The organism is Pseudomonas sp. 43NM1 (assembly GCF_002836905.1).
Lineage (GTDB): Bacteria > Pseudomonadota > Gammaproteobacteria > Pseudomonadales > Pseudomonadaceae > Aquipseudomonas > Aquipseudomonas prosekii.
In genome coordinates, this window is the sequence record NZ_MKGS01000142.1 from 1 (window position 1) to 20,304 (window position 20,304).

General features: G+C 56.4%; 13 protein-coding genes. 7 read left to right on the top strand and 6 right to left on the bottom strand.

Annotated features, from left to right (window positions below):
• Positions 1 to 307 precede the first annotated feature (307 nt).
• From BI292_RS15045 to BI292_RS15065, 5 genes are all read left to right on the top strand, one after another.
• The gene (locus BI292_RS15045; RefSeq protein WP_101208320.1) at positions 308 to 694 is read left to right on the top strand and encodes a hypothetical protein; all 387 of its coding nucleotides are present in this window, start codon (positions 308 to 310) and stop codon (positions 692 to 694) included.
• Between the two features lie 67 nt (positions 695 to 761).
• Positions 762 to 1,154 carry a hypothetical protein gene (locus BI292_RS15050; RefSeq protein ID WP_101208321.1) on the top strand — a complete coding sequence of 131 codons (393 nt, stop codon included), beginning with the start codon at positions 762 to 764 and terminating at the stop codon, positions 1,152 to 1,154.
• Positions 1,155 to 1,384: 230 nt separating this feature from the next.
• A complete protein-coding gene (locus tag BI292_RS15055) occupies positions 1,385 to 2,116 on the top strand; it encodes a DUF4123 domain-containing protein (protein ID WP_101208322.1) in 732 nt (243 codons plus the stop codon).
• Positions 2,116 to 6,873 (top strand): RHS repeat-associated core domain-containing protein, encoded by a 4,758-nt coding sequence (locus BI292_RS15060; protein ID WP_101208323.1) that lies wholly within the window; start codon positions 2,116 to 2,118, stop codon positions 6,871 to 6,873. The genes BI292_RS15055 and BI292_RS15060 overlap by 1 nt, the downstream gene beginning before the upstream one ends.
• 8 nt (positions 6,874 to 6,881) lie before the next feature.
• Positions 6,882 to 7,292: a hypothetical protein gene (locus BI292_RS15065; RefSeq protein WP_101208324.1), complete on the top strand. Its 411-nt coding sequence runs from the start codon at positions 6,882 to 6,884 to the stop codon at positions 7,290 to 7,292.
• Positions 7,293 to 7,967: 675 nt separating this feature from the next.
• Here the strand turns inward: BI292_RS15065 and BI292_RS28800 are convergent.
• Positions 7,968 to 8,129 (bottom strand): hypothetical protein, encoded by a 162-nt coding sequence (locus tag BI292_RS28800; protein WP_157831263.1) that lies wholly within the window; start codon positions 8,127 to 8,129, stop codon positions 7,968 to 7,970.
• 234 nt (positions 8,130 to 8,363) lie between these two features.
• Here BI292_RS28800 and BI292_RS15075 point away from each other — a divergent pair, with 234 nt between their 5' ends.
• Positions 8,364 to 8,627 carry a hypothetical protein gene (locus BI292_RS15075; protein WP_101208325.1) on the top strand — a complete coding sequence of 88 codons (264 nt, stop codon included), beginning with the start codon at positions 8,364 to 8,366 and terminating at the stop codon, positions 8,625 to 8,627.
• A 202-nt stretch (positions 8,628 to 8,829) separates the two neighbouring features.
• Positions 8,830 to 9,666: a 23S rRNA (adenine(2030)-N(6))-methyltransferase RlmJ gene (locus BI292_RS15080; RefSeq protein WP_101208326.1), complete on the top strand. Its 837-nt coding sequence runs from the start codon at positions 8,830 to 8,832 to the stop codon at positions 9,664 to 9,666.
• Between the two features lie 91 nt (positions 9,667 to 9,757).
• On the opposite strand, the gene msrA is transcribed toward BI292_RS15080, so the two are convergent.
• The 5 genes from msrA to aceE all read right to left on the bottom strand — a co-directional run bounded on the left by msrA (position 9,758) and on the right by aceE (position 20,002).
• Positions 9,758 to 10,405, bottom strand: a complete 648-nt coding sequence (msrA, locus tag BI292_RS15085; RefSeq protein WP_092281554.1) for a peptide-methionine (S)-S-oxide reductase MsrA — start codon at positions 10,403 to 10,405, stop codon at positions 9,758 to 9,760.
• A 242-nt stretch (positions 10,406 to 10,647) separates the two neighbouring features.
• On the bottom strand, positions 10,648 to 13,341 hold the full coding sequence (locus BI292_RS15090; RefSeq protein ID WP_101208327.1) for a GGDEF and EAL domain-containing protein: 2,694 nt from the start codon (positions 13,339 to 13,341) through the stop codon (positions 10,648 to 10,650).
• Positions 13,342 to 13,680: 339 nt separating this feature from the next.
• Complete coding sequence (locus BI292_RS15095; protein ID WP_101208328.1) at positions 13,681 to 15,075, bottom strand: alkaline phosphatase D family protein; 1,395 nt, start codon at positions 15,073 to 15,075, stop codon at positions 13,681 to 13,683.
• 278 nt (positions 15,076 to 15,353) lie between these two features.
• Positions 15,354 to 17,345, bottom strand: coding sequence for a dihydrolipoyllysine-residue acetyltransferase (gene aceF / locus BI292_RS15100; protein WP_101208329.1), 1,992 nt, complete (start codon positions 17,343 to 17,345; stop codon positions 15,354 to 15,356).
• Between the two features lie 11 nt (positions 17,346 to 17,356).
• Positions 17,357 to 20,002 carry a pyruvate dehydrogenase (acetyl-transferring), homodimeric type gene (gene aceE, locus BI292_RS15105; RefSeq protein ID WP_092274310.1) on the bottom strand — a complete coding sequence of 882 codons (2,646 nt, stop codon included), beginning with the start codon at positions 20,000 to 20,002 and terminating at the stop codon, positions 17,357 to 17,359.
• Positions 20,003 to 20,304: the final 302 nt, after the last annotated feature.

Genomic DNA, 20,304 nt, shown 5'->3' on the forward strand with positions numbered 1-20,304 from the left:
GGGTTGGGGTTGGGTTACAAGCCACGGCATCAGGTCTTAAAGTGAAAGAAACTTGTCGCGTTGGTAATGAAGAGGCCTGTCGCAAGGTGAAGTTTACAGAGTCAGGGAAATTCGGTGGAATCCTCGTTGGCGGGTACGCCGGTGCATTCGCCGGTGGAGCAGCATGCGTCGCGATAGGCGCTAGCACTGTAGGACTCGGCGGAGTTGCTTGCGGACTTGTTATGACTGGGTTGGGCGTTGCCGTCTTCGGTGACGAATTAGGTCACGTAGGCGAATCACTCGGAGAAGTCATACACGAGGCAGTCAAATGAAAACTCTACCTGAAACTATATATCTGCTCATCGGTATGGTTTTAATTGTCTCTATTCTGTCTGTAATGGTTGTTTTTTTATATATGGCTTATTTTTGTATGGACAAGATTTTACAGAATCTTGGGAATTCCCATGCCGTAATAATAAAAAAAAGATCGCTGGGTATTGATCCAATCAGTAGGCTATTGCTGATTAATTGCATAAGCACATTATTTGTTTTTTCGCATCAGTCGGTGAAGTGTGGTGACTTGAGCTTAGAGGATTATAAAAAATTTCCTGTGGGGCTGAAGCGAACTATTGAATCTTGCGGAATTTTGATGGTTGTGTTGAGCGTTATTTGTGTGATCTTTGTTATCTTTGGTAACTATCAGAGGTGGGCGTGATCGGGGACATTGGGCGATTGGGCGAACGGATAAAAATGGGAGAGACATCACTTGGGGATATCTATCGATGACGAACGATCATGAAGTTTGGTTCGTTCTGACTTTTGGAGGCTTGTTTTTTGGCTTGGGGTTTATATCTATCTTCGGTCATGTCTATCTTTATTTTTTTCAGATGCAGAAAATCATAGGATTTCTTAGTAATTCCCAAGGAGTTTTGGCGCGGAAGTCTTTTTTAAGCGGTGGGCTGGCTGGGATTTACTTTGTTTTGATTGGAGTGGGATCTTTTTTGGTGTTTCCGTCGTGGGCGATTAAGAGTGGCGCTTTGGATAAGGAGGATTATCTGAGTTTTCCTAGAGGGTTACTGGGGATGATCCGCTTTTTTTACATCGCATCACTGGGAAGTGGGGTTTCGATGATTGTGTTCTTAATCGGGCGCAAATATATGGGATGGATTGAGTGACACAGACCCGGGGGGGCAAACAAAAATGTCACGTATGTACGGGATTGCCATAATTGGCGTGATCATCGGTAACTACAACGGCTGGTTAAAGTAAGTCTGTTTGTAAGGCGTTGCATTGGCTAAGTGCTGGCAGCACTTTCAAGAGTGGCATCTGCTGGTTCCATAAAATACTTCTATTGATTGTTGATAACAGCGCACTCGATTCTTCGGGCGCTGCACGGGCGCTCGTCATGAATTCAGTAACTCCCAGTCATTGGTTGCAACTTAGTCCTTTGGAAAATGATGAAAAACTGTTCGCAATATTCAGTAACGCCAGCGCGGCCGAGCCATTCAAGGCCTGGCGGCATTCAGTAACTGCTCAAGCCCCGAACCCGATCTGGGCCGGCACGCCCTATGCCGAGTGGGAAGAGGTGATGCCGTATGTGGGAATCGTCGCCGCTGGCAGTGAGTTTTTGGAATGGGTCGCCGCTACTGAATCGCGTGACTGGGGTTGGTTGGTGATTTCTTCTGCGAGCCCTGAGGCGCTGGTCGAGCATTTTCGTTCGCTCACCCAGGCGCTGTTGCCCAACGGCGAGCCAGTGTTTTTCCGCTTCTGGGATGGGCGCTATCTATTGCCCATCCTGCAATCCACAGAGGTTCGGGCGTCCGAGTTGATGCCGCTGATCGGGCGATGCCTGATCAATGGTCAGGCGTTCGACATCGGTGGTCGCGCGCTGAAAACCTTGCGTGTTTCTCCTTGGTGGCAAGTCCCCGAAAAGTTGCTCGAAGAACTTGCTGCGCAGTCCGCCATCACCCGCATCAACAACTTGCTGAAATGGCTGAGCGAAGACCGTCCGGACTTGTTTGAAGCATTTTCCGACAACGTGTTGCGGCGCAAAGTCGCGAGTTTTCTTGAGGCGCCGGAGCTGCCGCAAGTACCCAAACATGCCTTGATCGACTACCTGACGGCGGAACTGGATTGATGGATCAGATCACCTATATCGAGCAGGAGCTCGACAGCTTTCCGAACACTTTGACGCTCTATCGCGAACAGCTGAAACACTGGTTTATCCGCCTCGCAGACGCGGGAAGTCGCGCCAATGATTTGCCTTCGCTGATGAACATGGAGCGGGTCATCAAACTGGGGCACACCACCACGCTTGTCAGCAGTACCGACGACGACTTTCTCTCCAGTGTTGCGCAATGTCCGAACAGCGGAATTCTCGAAATCGAGAGCAAGTTTGAATCGGTCTACGACATTCCCGTCGGCAACATTCAGGTCGATGTCATCGCGATGGATGGCGGCGAAACGACGCCGATTACGCTCGATGAAAACGGCAAAGGGCAGTTCAAAGGGATCGCGGGCAAGTTCTACCGCGTGCATGTTCACAGTGCGATAACGCCCGAGCAAGTCGAAGAGCTTTTCTCTTCTTATGATGGGCTGAACAACGAACTTGAAGGCTGGTTACGCAAGGAATGGGAGGGCTTCAAACCGCAGTGGTCGCAGCAGTCGGCTTCCGCCTCTCTGGCGGCGACGGGCAGGGGAATGCTCGCCGGTGGATGGGCGGCGATTGTCGGGGTCTGGGATGAAATCGGCGAACTGAGCGACATTCTCAAGGACCCGAATGCTTACCTCGATAAGCTCGGCGAGAGCGCTGAACAGTTGGTCAAACTGGCTGAAAGTGCGCCGCTGATGATGGAAAAAGCCATGTTGCTGGCCAGCGACGAGGCTGCACTTTTCCTCTTGGTGCGTACTGCGATTTTATGGCTCGACGCAGTACCGACATCGCAGCTGTTTGAATCGTCCGCCGAGGCAACTAGCAAGTTGATCGTCGGGCTGGTTATCGACCTGTTGATTGGTCTGGTCTTGAGTGTGGTCGGTATCGGCATCGTTTGGCTGACAGTGCGCCTGGTGAGGTACGGCGCGCGCATCTTCCAGGCGGCTATGGGCTTCGTGAAAGCGATGGTCAAGATCATCGACAACTTCATGGAGTACGTTGACCGCTACAAAAAAATTGCGGCCCGAGGCGTGGCTGCCGGCATGAAAAAAGGCCGGATGCAGTTGAACTGGAATGCGCGGCGCAATACCTCGCTAAGACAAGACCAGCGCCACGACGACGCTCCCGATCAAGCGAAAAACCCCAACGGTGACAGCGCTGATTGTGTGCCGCTTACTTGCACTAACAACTGCCCGGTGTCGATGGTCACCGGCGAAGAGTTGCTCACGCTTACCGACGGTTCGCTGAATGGAATATTGCCGTTCGACTTCACCCGGCTCTACCGCACAAGTGCCGCCGAGATCGACAGCGGCCTCGGTTATGGCTGGAGTCACAGCCTCGCCCATCGATTGGAAGTTGATGGTGAACAAGTCATCTGGATCGATCACGAAAACCGCCGCACTGCGTTTCCGCTGCCAAACAGCGCACGGCCGGCGATCCATAACAGCCTCTCGCGAGCGGCGATTTATCTCGGCGATCGAGCCGAAGAACTGATCCTTGCCCAAGCCGGTGAAGAAACACGTTTCTTTCACTTCCAGAACGGTTTTCTTACAGCGATCAGCGACGGATACGACAACCGCTTGCGCATCAGTCGCGACCGTTCAGGCCGGATCCAACGCCTCGACAACGGCGCCGGTCGCGCCCTGCTGTTGCGCTACGACCGCTCACATCTTGTTGCTATCGATTACCAACAGTTTCGTCCGGCTGAGACCCTCGATCAGGCTTGGCACACCGAACAAACGCTGGCGACTTACCGCTACGACGAGCGCGATCACCTGATCGAAGCCACTAACGCGGCCGGCGAAAGCGAGCGCTACGACTACGACGAGCAACACGTCATCCTCCAGCGGCAATTGACCGGTGGGGCGAGTTTCTTTTGGGCGTGGGAAAAGTCGGGCAAGGCTGCGCGATGCATCCGGCATTGGGCATCGTTTTCGCAAATGGACACACGCTACCTCTGGGATGACGATGGCAGCGTCACCGTTACCAACGTCGACGGCAGCGAAGAGGTTTACGTCCATGACGATCGCGCACGGTTGGTGCGCAAAGTCGAATTGGACGGTGGCGAACACCTCAAGTCCTACGACGACCAAGGGCGCTTGATCGCCGAGCAGGATTCGCTCGGCGCCATTACTGAATATCACTACGACGAAGTCGGACATCTGGTGGTGCTGATTCCGCCGGCAGATGAACCAACGGCCTACGAGTATCGCAACGGATTCCTACACGCACGCTATCGCGGCGACGCGGTGTGGAAATACCGGCGCAACGCGCAGGGCGATGTCACCGAAGCCATCGACCCTGACGGGCAGATCACCCATTACCACTACGACCCGCAAGGGCGGCTGCTGTCGATCCGTTATCCGGACATTAGTCGCCATGTATTCGTATGGGATGGCCTAGGGCAACTGTTGGAAGAGACGCTGCCAAATGGCGGTCAGCGGCACTATTCCTACGACGTACTCGGGCGGCGGATTACCCGGCGTGACGAACATGGCGCTGTCACTCGTTTCCAGTGGGACGCCATTGGCCGACTTATCCACACGACATTTCCTACAGGTGCAACACGCGCCTACAGCTACAACGCCTACAGCCAGATCTCCGCCGAGCAGGATGAACTTGGCCGTATCACCCGTTACGAGTACGCCGAAGACCTGCATCTGGTCAGCCGTCGTATCAACCCGGACGGCACTCAGCTCAAGTATCGCTACGACAATGCGCAGCTGCTTCTCACAGAAATCGAGAACGAATCCGGTGAAAAATATCTGCTGGACTACACGCCCAATGGATTGATCCGACAGGAAACCGCATTCGACGGGCAGCGCACGGCGTATGCCTACGACCTCAACGGACACTTGCTGGAGAAAACCGAATTCGGCGACGACGGCTCAACGCTCGTCACCACCTACGAACGCGATGCGGCAGGGCGCTTATTAGTCAAAACGCTGCCCGACGGCATCAAAGTCGAGTACCGCTACGACCGCCTCGGTCGATTGATCGGCGTCGACGACGGCCACGACCATCCGCTGGAATTCGAATACGACCGCAAGGATCGCCTCATCACCGAACACCAAGGCTGGGGCACCTTGCGCTATGGCTACGACGCCTGCGGGCAACTCAACCATTTGCGCCTGCCGGACAACAGTAAACTCGACTACCACCACGCCAAGGGCGGCGTACTCAGCGCCATCGACCTCAACGGCGCGCGGCTGACCACCCACCAATTTGCATTTGGACGCGAGCAACAGCGCCAGCAAGGCCTGCTGCTCAGTGAATATTCCTACGACGATCAGGGGCGATTGAAAGCCCACGCCGTCAGCCAAAAACACCAAGCGCTGTATCGCCGCGACTATGCCTACAGCGCCAACGGCAATCTCGACAGCATCGCCGACACCCGCCACGGCCAACGTAGCTTTCAATATGATTCGCTGGATCGCCTGACCCGCGTGCGCCACACCCGGGACGATCCACCGGAAAGCTTCGCCCATGATCCGGCGGGCAACTTGCTGATGCAGGACCGTCCGGGCGCAGCAACAGTGCGGGGCAATCGGTTATTGATGCAGGGTGATCGGCATTACGACTACGACGCCTTCGGCAATTTGATCCGCGAACGTCGCGGCACCGGGCAAAAACTCGTCAGCGAATATCGCTACGACTGCCAGCATCGCTTGATCGGCGTCACATCTGCGGGTGGCCGCTGCGCAACTTATCGTTACGACGCGTTCGGTCGGCGCATCGCCAAAACAGTCGGCGGCAAAACCACAGAGTTTTTCTGGCAGGGCGATCAAGTTGTCGCCGAAAGCAGCCGCGAACATTACCGCAGCTACGTCTACGAACCCGGCACGTTCCGCCCGCTCGCCATGCTCGACGGCAAAGGCCCGCGCAAGGCTTGTCCGTTCTACTACCAACTCGATCAACTAGGCACACCGCAGGAACTGACCGACTACAGCGGCGAAATTGTATGGTCCGCGAAATACAACGCTTACGGCAAAGTCACTCGCCTGACACACGGGGCAGGCGAACAACTTGAACAGCCGCTGCGCTTTCAGGGGCAGTACTTTGATCCCGAGAGCGGGCTGCATTACAACCGCCATCGGTACTATGATCCGGATGTCGGCCGATACCTGACGCCTGATCCGATCAAATTGGCGGGTGGGCTTAACCAGTACCAGTACACGCCGAATCCCACGGGGTGGGTTGATCCGTTGGGGTTGAGCTGCCCGCCGCCTAAAGCAGCTGGTTGTAAGGTGCCGGGTGATACGACTGGCGCTAGGGTTGATGAGGGCGAGCCTGAGTTACCGAAGCCTAAGTTAAGTGCGGCGGAGCTTGCCGAGAATGAAATTAGACGGTTGGATAAAAGCCAGGGTATGCATATGGTGGGGAAACATAGTCCAGCGGTACCAGATGCCAAATGGAAGCAGCGAGCTATTGACGGCACGGATCCGATAACAGGTAGAAGACCTTCGCACCAACGTGGTAATCCAAGCTCCAGATTTAGCAGTTGGGAGTTAATGCTTGAGGCTTACACTCTTGCAACAACGAGGACGAAACAGGGCCTGCCTCAATTTACCGGGATAGATCGCGAGGGCAAAGACATTGTCAGAATGGAACTGCCGGGTGCCGGAGAAGGGTACGTGCCAAATGCTAATTCAAAAGAAAATCCGAGGCTTATTAGTTTGAACGGTTTTGAGATGAAGTTTGATGGTAAAGGCATACCGTTTACGTTGTATCCGATAAAGTGAGGCAAGTTATGTTTATTGATCTTGGTACTGGGCAGCCATATATTCCGACACCTTCATATTTTTTGGGGTGTTTCGATATTTATGATCGTGAAGACACACTTGGCCAGGAGTTGGAGAAGTTTGATCCGAACGATCCTGCAGACAGAGAAGAATTAATACTAAAATATTGTCTGGTTAAAAACCGTACCTATCGACATCGTTTTTTACTTTATAAATGCCTGGAGAAGGCGCTTCAGGATAAAAGTTACGATTTTCAGTCGCTTTTTAAATATGACCCCGAGGCGTATTCCACATTTCCATGCGGATGGGATGAAATGGAAAATACCAGAGTTTTCTTTGAAGATATTTATCGATTGGCGACTGTCGAGTGGAGAGAAGAACTTCGGAAGGCTAGTCTTGAGGATCAAACGACTTGGTAAAGTGTTTTGTAGTTCTAGCTAATTGGGTTTGTAGTCCGTACATGCATTTAAACAAAAGTGGCTTTGTTTGTGTTGAAAGTGATTGAAGAAGAATAAACAGCATTTTTGTCTAAGCGAATGATAGACGCGGGGTGCGTTTTCAATTTCGTAGTCCTCGCGCCCGAATCTGCTGTCAAAGTAGATGAAAGCACTCATCGACAAGCGTCTACGGCACTTCATAATGCGCTGATGAAGGATATGAGATGGTGGCACAAAAATATCATTAGGGGCTCAGAGTATGGGGGCTTTTCGGAACCGCTGATCAGACGGAATCTAGAAAGCGCTATAGCCACTCCTCTAAAGCCGGGATTAGATACGGAGTCTAACCTTGACGGATAGAACCGACATTTTTGAGCGGCTAGCGCTGTACGCTTATTTTCTGAACCCGCCATATCGAGCGCGATTCAAAAATTGAAGAAGAGAAGAGCAGTCCGTCTTTAATGAATGCTGCGAACTTCTGGGTTTGAATGAGTTAGATAATTTTTCAGTTATCAATCGGGTAGAGGAATTCTGTACAGGTATATATTGCAATGACGACTCCGCTTCAAGTGTAGATCCATGGAGTAATTACTTTGATGCGGGTTAGAGTGGTGGGGGCGTGGTGTCTGACGATCTGGAATCCCTAGCGCCAAACACTCAGTGCACTTGTCGCCAGCACAACAGATTGAACCAGATGGCGTTTAAAGCTCCCGTGATGACTGCGCAATCCCAGGCAAGATCGCCGGATTTTTCCTTCAAACCACGGCGACTTCCATGAACTGGTGCAAATTGTTTTTCATCGTTAGTCTTGGTGGTCACTGAAAATTCAGTGGCGGGGTGTAGGAACCTTTCAAAGTCGTTGGAAATGTATTGGCGTCGAAGCTTGGTTTGCGGCCGTTAACAGGCGTCCGTAAGATCAGTTGCGGCGGCTGTGCGCGGGCACGGTTCGGCGTGGTCGAGTTCTCTGGTCTCGATATTCCTAGCCCGCGTATAGCTGCCACCCAAGCCTGTAGGAAGGACGATGGTAGCTCCACTCCTACCAGAGGTTTAAAAATGAAAAGTATTCATCGCGATCCCAGCTATGAAAAACCAATTCCCTACCCCAAAAGCCGTTTCATGGCACTCACCAGCAATTGCGACGACATGCCAAACCTGTTCGTCGACACCCAAGCGCCGCTGGATGTTTTGTATGACGCTGCCAACTACCGAATTCGCGCCGTCACCCAAGTGATGGAGGACTCGTCCATGCGCGGTTCGATCGAGTGTCAGTCCTTCATTTCTAGTGATTTTGCTTTGCTCTGTGCCATTCCTGCGTAGCAGTCGTAAATCGGGCAGAGCGGTGTGTCAGGCATAACCGGATTGCAGGTTTTGGGGCTGCTTCGCAGCCCAACGGGGGCAAGCCCCCTCGCCACAGGGTTGATGTGATGCCCGAAACAGGGGTGGGATAGCCCGCTCAGCCGCGAGGCCCTGACGTGCGAGCCGGTACAAGGTAAACTTCCCGGCCTTCGCAGGAGCAATCATGAATTATCGTCACGCCTTCCATGCCGGCAATCATGCCGATGTGTTCAAACACCTGACTTTGACCCGCCTCATCGCTCTGATGTCGCGCAAGGAGCAGCCGTTTGCCTATCTCGACACACACGCCGGGATCGGTCTGTATGACCTGCAGGGTGATCAAGCGAGCCGCACCGGCGAGTATCTGGAAGGGATCGCGCGGTTGTGGGATCAGCCGGATTTGCCGGCGCTGACCGCCGATTACATGAAGGTGTTGCACGACATGAACCCGAATGGCCAGTTGCGCTATTACCCGGGGTCGCCGGAGTTGGCGCGGCGGCTGACGCGGCCGCAGGATCGGGTGATGCTCAACGAGAAGCATCCCGAGGATGGCGTGCTGCTCAAGGACAACATGGCCGGCGATCGTCGGGTCAAGGTTCACCTGGGCGAGGGCTGGCATGTGCCGCGCGCGATGTTGCCGGTGCAGGAGAAGCGCGCGGTGATGTTGATTGATCCGCCGTTCGAAAAGCTCGACGAGATGCAGCGTTGTGCGGCATCGCTGAAAGAAGCGATTGGCCGGATGCGCCAAACCGTGGCGGCGATCTGGTATCCGGTGAAGGATCAGCGTTTGTTGCGGCGTTTTTATCAGGACCTGGCCGGCACGGGCGCGCCGAAGTTGTTGCGCGTGGAGCTGCTGGTGCATCCGCTGGACACGCCGAACAGTCTGAATGGCTCGGGGCTGGCGATTGCGAATCCGCCGTGGGGCCTGGAAGAGGAATTGCGTGAGCTGCTGCCATGGTTGTCGCAAAAGCTTGGGCAAACGCAGGGCGGGTGGCAGATGGATTGGTTGATTGCTGAATAGCAGCGGCAAGTTGCAAGCGGCAAGCTGCAAGTAAAAGCATGAGCGCAAGGCTTTTCGCTTGAAGCTTGAAACTTGCCGCTTGAAGCTATCTTTAGATCGGGCAGGTCACGCCAGTACCGCCAATCCCGCAATACCCTTCCGGGTTTTTCGCCAGGTATTGCTGGTGATACGCCTCGGCGAAGTAGACCGTCGGGGCTTCTTCGATTTCGGTGGTGATTTCGCCTTTGCCAGCCTTGGTCAACTCAGCCTGAAACACTTGTGCGCTGTGCTTGGCGGCGTCCAGTTGAGTCGGGTTGGTGGCGTAGATCACCGAGCGATATTGCGTGCCGATGTCGTTGCCTTGGCGCATGCCCTGAGTCGGGTTGTGCAACTCCCAGAACATTTTCAGCAGTTCCTGGTAGCTGACTTTCGCCGGTTCGTAGACCACCAATACCACTTCGCTATGGCCGGTCAGGCCCGAGCAGACTTCTTCGTACGTCGGGTTTGGCGTGAAGCCGCCGGCGTAGCCGACCACCGTGCTTACCACTCCTTCGCGCTGCCAGAACTTGCGTTCGGCGCCCCAGAAGCAGCCGAGGCCGAAGATCGCGAAATCCACGTCAGTCACGAACGGGCCCAGCAGCGGGGCGTCGTGGACGAAGTGGCGTTCCGGCAGGGTCATCGGAGTTTCACGGCCGGGCAGAGCTTGTTCTTTAGTCGGAAGCACGTTTTTGTTCACCAGAATTTCCGAGCGCAAGACCATCATCAGTCTCCTCAGTCAGGTTGAATGTAAATTGTCAGACACGCAGTTTGCCCAATGATGCCAAGTAAATCACTACAACTGTGGGAGCGAACTGTGGCGAGGGGGCTTGCCCCAGTTGGGCGGCGAAGCAGCCCCAAAATATCTGAGGTAACAAAGATCTTGTGAGTGCTGCGCACTCAAACGGGGGCAAGCCTCCTCGCCACAGGGATTAGGGTGTTCCACAGGGATTTTGCGGTGTTATGTCAGGCGAGCGGGCCGCGCGGGTAGCGTCGGAGCTTTTCGATCAGCTCGGAGCCGGGGATTGGCCGGTCGAACAGGTAACCCTGGCCGACGTCGCAACGATGGCGGCGCAGGAACGCCAATTGCTCGGCCGTCTCGATGCCTTCCGCCACGACCTTGAGTTTCAGGTTGTGCGCCATGGCGATCACCGCTGAGGTGATTTCCATGTCGTCCTGGTTGTCCGGAATTTCGTGGATGAAGCTGCGATCGATCTTGATGATGTCTATCGGGAATTTCTTCAGATAGCTCAGCGACGAATAACCGGTGCCGAAGTCGTCCATGGCCAGGGTCAGGCCCAGACGCTTGAGCTGGTCGAGCTGCAAGTGCGTGTCTTCGGTGGCTTCCAGCAGCAAACCTTCCGTCAGTTCCAGTTCAAGCAGATTGGCCGGCAGCGCTTCCTCCTTGAGGATGCTGGCGATGGACGCCACCAGGTCCGGGTCGGAGAATTGCTTGGGCGACAGGTTGATCGCCACTTGCAGATTGCCCAGCCCGGCAGCAGTCAGGTCTTTGCTCATGCGGCAAGCCTGACGGGCAATCCATTTGCCAATCGGAATGATCAGGCCGGTTTCTTCGGCGACGCTGATGAACTGGTCCGGGCGAATCATGCCTTTTTCCGGATGATTCCAGCGCAGCAACGCTTCCATCCCCAGCAGGCGGCCGCTGCGCAGGCACAGTTTTGGCTGGTAGAACACGTCCAGCTCGTTCTGTGTGAGCGCGCGGCGCAGGTTGTTTTCGACGAACAATTTGTAACTGGCTTCGGCGTTCAGCGCTTCGGTGAACACCTGCACCTGATGTTTGCCGTTGGCTTTGGCCTTGTGCAGCGCCAGACCGGCGTTGCGCATCAAGGTTTGCGGATCGCGGCCATGCAGCGGCGCGCAGGCGAGGCCAACGGAACCGGTGACGCTGATCAACTGGTTGTCGACGAACATCGGTTTGTCGAGCGTCGCGAGCAATTGGTTGGCGACTTGCTGGCCGGCGGCGAGGTCGGTGTTGTCGAGCAGCACGGCGAATTCGTTACTGGCGAAACGCGCGAGGCTGCCGCTCGGGCTCAGGCTGTTGCGCAGGCGTCGGGACAGGCTGATCAGCAGTTTGTCGCCAGTCTGGTGGCCGAGGCTGTCGTTGATCCGCTTGAAGTTGTCGATGTCCACCAGCAACAGGCTGATCGGCGTATCGCTGTCGCGAGCGAAGCGCTCGTCGAGGTTGCGAATGAACGCCGGACGGTTGCCGAGGTTGGTCAGGTTGTCGGTGTAGGCCAGGCGCTCGATGCGCTGCTGCGCGAGTTTGGTCTGGGTGATGTCTTCGTAGATGCCGATGTAATGCGTCAACTCGCGGTTGTCGCCATACACCTTGGAGATCGACAACTGGCCCCAGTACGGTTCGAGGTTTTTGCGACGGCTTTTGAATTCGCCCTGCCAACTGTTGCTTTTGGCCAGCGCCGAGGGCGCGTCGAACAGCAGTTCGCTGAGGTTTTCCAGCGCCGGCAGTTCCGAGAGCATCTGCCCGTGGACTTCTTCGGTGCTGTATTGGGTGATCGCGGTGAAGCTCGGGTTGACGTACTCGACCACGCCGTCGCAATTGACCAGCAAAAACGCGTTGGCGCTTTGCTCCACCGCACGCTGGAACAGGTGCAGGGCGCTGGTGGCGGTGCGCCGGTTGTGGTTGTTGATCACTTGGGCGAACTGGTCCGCAAGCTCACCGGCAAAGGCGATTTCGTCCGACTGCCAGGCGCGGGTCGCACCGGTCTGCTCCAGGCACAACACGCCGACCACTTGGCCATCGACGCGGATACTGGCGTCGAGCATGGCGTTGACGTCACGCGGGCGCAGGCTTTCGGCCATGTCGCGGGTGCGCGGGTCGCGAATCGCGTTGTGCGCGTCGATGGCGCGGCTGCTGTGCAAAGCTTCGAGGTAGTCGGGGAAGCTGCAGACGTCGATCGGCTCCGGCAGTTGGTATTCCTGCGTGGCGCGGTGATACGCCGAGATCGGCACCAGCATCGAACCTTCGAGGTTCCACAGGCTGGCGCAGTCGATTTCGTAGATGTCGCAGGCGCAACGAGTGATCAGCTCGGCGGCTTCCTGCAACGAGTTACTGGTGGTGTAGCGCTGACGGGTCAGCAGCAGAATTAGGTCTTGCTGGGCACGCACGCGGTCCAAGTGCTGCAATTGTTCTTGCTGGGCGCGCTGGTTGAGTTCGAGAGCGATTTGCAGGCGCGAATTCTGAGTTTCGAGGTCCAGCGCCGGCAGCTGTATTTCACCGTCGAACAAGCCGTCGACGACTAACAGGTAGCCGCGCAGCAGGTGTCGATTGTGTTGTTTGTAGGCTTCACCGAGTTCCAGCAGGCTCAAGGTCCCGGCGGCGGTGTGCAAGGTGTAGCGGACCAGGTAATGCGGACTTTCGGTGAGTTGTTGCTGGATCGCGTCGTGCAGTTGATAGCGCGCTTCGGGCTCCATCAGGCTCGCGTACGGCGAACCGACCAGCGCACAGAGTTCCACCGCCGGCAGGCCGAATTGGCGTTCGCAATTGGGATCGAGGAACAGCAGCGCCCAGCTCGCTTCATTCAGCCGTTCGAAACGCAGCATGCCGAGCCGCGAGGGCACAGGCAACTGCGTCACTACCTCGGCCACCATACGGCTGGCGGCATCGGGTTGGCTCTTCATATGGAGGGAAACTCGCTTCGAATATGCTGATCGCGCCGGGCTTTCGCCCTCGTCACTGTTGCCTGCGGCAAGGTTGCATCATTGCGGCACCGACTGACAAGAGTGATGAAGGCCAAGTGCTATAAGAATATGTCGGCAGGACGAAGGATTTCTCCAGCGCCGGGGTGAAAGTAATGTTCATGCCGGCGATTTTTGCGGCTGGAGAGGCGACTGTGGGGCTGGTGAAGCTACTGTGGGTTGATGATGCACTGGTTTGGTTTTGAGCACTGCATCTGCTTCTGGCGCAATTTCAGTTTCAGCGCCAACCCCGGTGAGTCACTTTCACCGGGGTGTGCAGCCTTAACGCAACGGAATGCTGATCGATTGCAGCAGTTCGCCGTCGCGGTCGTGGTAGTTGACGCGGATCTGCTTGGCCTCGACCAGCAAATGCGCGAAGTTGTCCTGGCTGACCACTTTGCTGGTCAGTTCATGCCGATAGTCGCCGGCCGCGGTTTGCGCCAATGGCTTGTCCAGGATAAACGTCGATTCCCGGGCGTACGGCAGCAGTTTGCTGTTGCATAGCGGCGACGAGACGATGGTGTGCACTTCGAAGTCGGGGTCTTCGCTGTGGGTCAGGCGACTGGTCAGGGAGCCGTGGACATCTCCGGAAATGATGAAGACATTCGGGATGCGCCGCGTACGAATGGTCTCCAGCAGGCGTAGGCGCTGTTCCGGAAATGCCTTCCAGGCATCGTCGCCGAGGCTTTTGCGGTCGGGGTAAAACATCACGCTGGTGACCACAAACTTGACCCGTGCCGGACTGTGGATCAGCCATTTGAGCAGCGCCTCTTCCTGTTTTTTATCGAGAATTCGTCGATTGTCGGCAGACAAGTCGCGCCGGGTGCGGCTGTCAGTGACAAACCATTCAATATCGCCCTCGGCGAATTGATACCAATACTGTTGTAGTTGCGGATTGACTTGCCCGTTGGCCAGTAGTCCATGCGCCGGGCTATGGCTGGCTTGATATAACTCATAGGCGTCCATTGCGTTTTTATACAGATAATCATCGTTCTTGCTTTTGTTGGCTGGCCAATTATCTTCAATCTCATGATCGTCGAGGATCATGTAAGTCGCCGTGTTAGACATCAACTTGTTGATGTTCGGTTGGGCAAACGCCGTGCGGTACTTGCTGAGAATCTGTTGATAATCGCGGTCGGGAGCAAAACGGTTCAAGTCATCGACGTAGATCTGGTCGCCGGTCATCAGTGTGGCGCTGATCGGCGGGTTGGCCTGTGCCGCCAATCGCGAGATCGAGGCGAAAATCCGGTCGCCCAACTGCGGCGCCGACGGTATGCCAGCGGTCATGCGCAAATAGCGGCACGAGCCGACGATGTAAGCACGGGGCAGGGTGGGTTTGCTGGAACGGGTGCGAAAGCGATACACCTCGCGCGGCCATTGCAGTGGCAACTCTTGCACGGTGTCCACGGTGTGCACCGGGCTCATAGGGCTGAGCCAGCCGGTTTGATATTCGTATTCAGTGTCTTCATGCAGGTCATTCAACGCAATGACATCGGACATGTCCCGTTGTGTCCGAAGTCTGGTAAACACACCTTTGGTCCAACGCTCTTCACCTGATCGCCGATAACGTATGCCGGCAAATACCGCTGCATCTTTCTGAGTGTCGCCGCGCAAGAATATACGTGCATGGTTAGTTGTAGTGTGACCAATAATCGGGCCGACAGTGGGTTTGAACATATTCGAATCCATTCGAAGTTTGTGCTAACTAAGCAATTAAGGATGTGGAAGTTCGTCTTGAACTTCATGCAACTAAGCCTAGTTACTGACTGGCAAAAAATATCGGGCAGAAGTGGACCGGGTTTGTGGGCCAAATAAGCGGAGGCTGTAGGAAGAAGCCCTGCATTTATCCAAGGCAAAAAAAAGCCCCGCCAAATTGGCGGGGTTGAGGTACGAGCGTGGCGCTCGGAAAACGTGGAACGCAACGAGCCCTCCGGTGAAGGAGGGCTTGTTTGGGTTTACAGCAGAATGGTGCGGATGTCGGCCAGCAGGTCGCTCAGGCGCTTGGTGAAGCGAGCGGCTGCGGCGCCGTTGATCACACGGTGATCGTAGGACAACGACAGTGGCAGCATCAGTTTCGGCTGGAAGGCTTTGCCGTCCCAGACTGGCTGGATGGTTGCCTTGGAAACACCGAGGATCGCCACTTCCGGCGCGTTGACGATCGGCGTGAAGCCGGTGCCGCCAATGTGGCCGAGGCTGGAAATGGTGAAGCAGGCGCCTTGCATGTCGTCAGCGGTGAGCTTCTTGTCGCGGGCCTTGGCGGCCAGCGCAGCGGCTTCGGCTGCCAGTTGCAACAGGCTCTTCTGGTCGACGTTCTTGATGACCGGTACCAGCAGGCCTTCAGGGGTGTCGACGGCGAAGCCGATGTTCACGTATTTCTTGCGGATGATCGCCTTGCCGCTTGGTGCCAGCGAACTGTTGAAGTCCGGCAGTTCCTTGAGCAGGTGTGCGCACGACTTGAGCAGCAGCGGCAGGATGGTCAGCTTGACGCCAGCCTTTTCTGCGACGGCTTTCTGGGCGATGCGGAACGCTTCCAGGTCGGTGATATCAGCCGAATCGAACTGAGTCACGTGCGGGATGTTCAACCAGCTGCGGTGCAGGCTCGACGCGCCGATTTGCATCAGGCGAGTCATCGGCACTTCTTCGGTTTCGCCGAAACGGCTGAAGTCCACGACCGGAATCGGCGGGATGCCCGCGCCACCGGTTGCGCCGCCAGCGGCCGGTGCTTCCTTGGCCTTCTGCATCATCGCTTTGACGTAAACCTGCACGTCTTCTTTCAAGACGCGACCGTGCGGACCGCTTGGGCTGACCGCGCTCAGCTCGACGCCGAACTCGCGCGCCAATTGGCGAACCGCCGGGCCGGCGTGAACCTTGGCGCCCGGTTTGGCTGGTGCGGCAGGTGCCGAAGCAGCTGCAGCAGGTGCCGATGCGGCCGCAGCAGCAGGAGCCGCTTCAGCCTTGGCCGCCGCAGGTGCAGCCGCCGCAGCCTGGGCCGGTGCAGCAGCAGGCGCAGCGCCTTTGACTTTGAGTTTCAGGATCAGGTCGCCAGTACCGACTTCGTCATCCAGCTTGATGGAAACGCTTTCCACCACGCCAGCGGCTGGCGATGGGATTTCCATGCTCGCCTTGTCGGATTCCAGGGTGATCAGCGACTGGTCGGCGGTGACGGTGTCGCCAGCCTTGACCAGGACTTCGATGATCTTGGCTTTGCCCGACGAACCAATGTCCGGAACATGAATGTCCTGAACGGTGTCGGCGGCCGGTGCGGCAGGCGCGGCGGCTGGAGCAGCAGCGGCGGCCGGAGCCGGCGCAGCAGCCTGGGCTGGCGCGGCAGCAGCAGGGGCCGCAGCACCCGCCGCAGCACCCGCCACTTCCAGGTCCAGAATCAGGTCGCCGGTGCCGACTTCGTCGTTGAGCTTGACGCTGATGCTCTTGACTACGCCAGCGGCTGGCGACGGGATTTCCATGCTGGCCTTGTCGGATTCCAGGGTGATCAGCGATTGATCAGCCTCGACGGTGTCGCCGACCTTGACCTGGATCTCGATGATCTGAGCCTTGCCCGACGAACCGATGTCCGGCACGTGAACCTGCTGAACCGAAGCGGCAGCAGGCGCGGCAGCTGGAGCAGCGGCGGCAGGTGCAGCCGCAGGAGCCGCTTCAGCCTTGGCGGCCGGAGCAGCCGCCGGCGCGTCAGCCGCAGGAGCCGGCGCAGCGTCCCCTTCAACTTCCAGCTCCAGCAACTCGTCGCCTTCTTTCAGGCGATCGCCCAGCTTCACTTTCAGGCTTTTGACGATACCGGCCTTCGGCGCAGGCACTTCCATGCTGGCCTTGTCCGACTCAAGCGTCAGGATGCTCTGCTCGGCTTCGATACGGTCGCCGACCTTCACAAATAGTTCGATTACTTCACCTTCACCGCTGCCGATGTCAGGTACTCGAATGAGTTCGCTCACAGATTGTCTCCTCAGCAGTCCAGTGGGTTGAGTTTTTCCGGGTTGATCCCGAACTTGACGATAGCCTCAGCCACCACCTTAGGTTCGATATCACCACGGTCAGCCAAGGCTTCCAGGGCTGCCAACACCACGAAATGACGATCGACTTCGAAGAAGTGACGCAGCTTTTTACGGCTGTCACTGCGACCGAAACCGTCGGTGCCCAAGACTTTGAATTCCTTGGACGGGACCCACTGACGAATTTGTTCGGCGAACAGCTTCATGTAGTCGGTAGAGGCAATGACCGGACCTTTACGGCCGCTCAGGCATTCTTCGACGTAGCTCACCTGAGGCTTCTGGCCAGGCTTCAGACGGTTGCTGCGCTCGACGGCCAGGCCATCGCGACGCAGTTCGTTGAAGCTGGTAACGCTCCAGACGTCCGCGCCGATGTTGAACTCTTCGCGCAGAATCTTCGCTGCTTCACGGACTTCACGCAGGATGGTGCCGGAGCCCATCAGCTGAACGTGGTGCGCCGCTTCGCGGGTGTCTTCTTCGAGCAGGTACATGCCCTTGATGATGCCTTCCTCGACACCGGCCGGCATGGCTGGCTGCTGGTAGGACTCGTTCATCACGGTGATGTAGTAGAAAACGTCCTGCTGCTCTTCGGTCATCTTCTTCATGCCGTCCTGGATGATCACCGCCAGCTCATAGCCGTAGGTTGGATCAAAGGTGCGGCAGTTCGGGATGGTGCCGGCCAGGATGTGGCTGTGACCATCTTCGTGTTGCAGGCCTTCGCCGTTCAGCGTGGTCCGGCCGGCGGTGCCGCCGATCAGGAAGCCACGGGTACGGCTGTCGCCAGCGGCCCAGGCGAGGTCGCCGATACGCTGGAAGCCGAACATCGAATAGAAGATGTAGAACGGCAGCATTGGCTGGTTGTGGCTGGAGTACGAAGTACCGGCAGCGATGAAGGAGCTCATGGCGCCCGCTTCGTTGATGCCTTCTTCGAGGATCTGGCCCTTCTTGTCTTCCTTGTAGAACATCACCTGGTCTTTATCGACCGGATCGTACAACTGGCCGACGGAAGAGTAGATGCCCAACTGACGGAACATGCCTTCCATACCGAAAGTACGGGCTTCGTCCGGGATGATCGGAACGATGCGCGACCCGATTTCCTTGTCCTTGACCAGTTGCGCGAGGATCCGCACGAAAGCCATGGTGGTGGAAATCTCACGGTCGCCGGAACCGTCAAGGATTGCCTTGAGGGTGTCGAGCGGCGGCGTCGGAATATCGAAGCTCTTGGCGCGGCGCTGTGGCACGAAACCGCCGAGTGCGGTGCGGCGCTCGCTCAGGTAACGGGCTTCGGCACTGTTTGGCTCAGGCTTGAAGAACGGCAGGTTCTCCAGCTCTTCGTCTTTTACCGGGATGTCGAAGCGATCGCGGAACAGCTTCAGGCTTTCAACATCAACTTTCTTGGTGTTGTGCGCGGTGTTCTTCGCTTCGCCGGCACCGGTGCCATAACCCTTGATGGTCTTGGCGAGGATGACGGTTGGTTGTTCTTTGTGGTTGACCGCTTCGTGGTAAGCCGCATAGACCTTGTACGGGTCGTGGCCGCCACGGTTGAGTTTCCAGATCTCGTCGTCGGACAGATCAGCAACCATAGCCTTCAGTTCAGGCGTGTTGAAGAAGTGTTCACGAACGAACGCGCCGTCTTTGGCTTTGTAGTTCTGGTACTCGCCGTCGATGACTTCGTCCATGCGACGTTGCAGGATGCCGTCGACGTCTTTGGCCAGCAGTGGGTCCCAGAAACGGCCCCAGATGACTTTGGTCACGTTCCACTGAGCGCCACGGAACACGCCTTCGAGTTCCTGGATGATCTTGCCGTTGCCGCGAACCGGGCCGTCGAGGCGCTGCAGGTTGCAGTTGATGACGAAGATCAGGTTGTCGAGCTTCTCGCGGCCAGCCAGCGAGATTGCGCCCAGGGATTCCGGCTCGTCACACTCGCCGTCGCCCAGGAAGCACCAGACTTTCTGCTTGCCTTCAGGAATGAAGCCGCGCGCTTCCAGGTACTTCATGAAACGTGCCTGGTAGATCGCCTGGATCGGACCCAGACCCATGGAAACGGTCGGGAACTGCCAGAAATCGGGCATCAGCCACGGGTGTGGATAGGACGACAGGCCTTGACCATCAACTTCCTGACGGAAGTTGTTCATCTGGTCTTCGGTGATGCGACCTTCCATGAATGCACGGGCGTAAACGCCTGGCGAGGTGTGGCCCTGGAAGTAGATCAGGTCGCCGCCGTGTTCGTCGGTCGGGGCCTGGAAGAAGTAGTTGAAGCCGATGTCATACAGGGTCGCACTGGAAGCGAAGCTGGAAATGTGACCGCCCAGGTCCGAATCTTTCAGATTCGTGCGCATCACCATGGCCATCGCGTTCCAGCGCACCAACGAGCGAATGCGGCGTTCCATGAACAGGTCGCCAGGCATGCGTGCTTCGTGGGTAACAGGAATGGTGTTGCGGTATGGCGTGGTGATGGCGTAAGGCAATTGCGAACCGCTGCGGGTCGCCAATTCGCCCATACGGGTCATCAGATAGTGAGCGCGGTCTTCGCCTTCTTTGTCGAGAACCGATTCCAGGGCGTCCAGCCATTCCTGGGTTTCGACGGGATCGAGGTCTTGCATGGCTTGCTCCAGGGCGGAAAGGCTTCCAGAATCGGTTGCCTGAGTTTGCGACTGGCCTTGTGGGCAGACGATATAAATTCTTGGATTGCCGAGAGGTATGTTCCGGCGGCGTGTAGTTTTACTACAAATCATCGGGCATTTCAGCCTTTCGAATGTATAGACGAGTAGTAAAACTACAGATGAATGGCTTGTGGCCTCCGGCTGCGTTGTGAGAATAATCGTTAAGGTTGGTCTTTTGCCAACCAGAAAAGGTGAAAGCTTGATGCTGGCTGCCAAAATAAAAGAAATTTCAGCTATTTCTA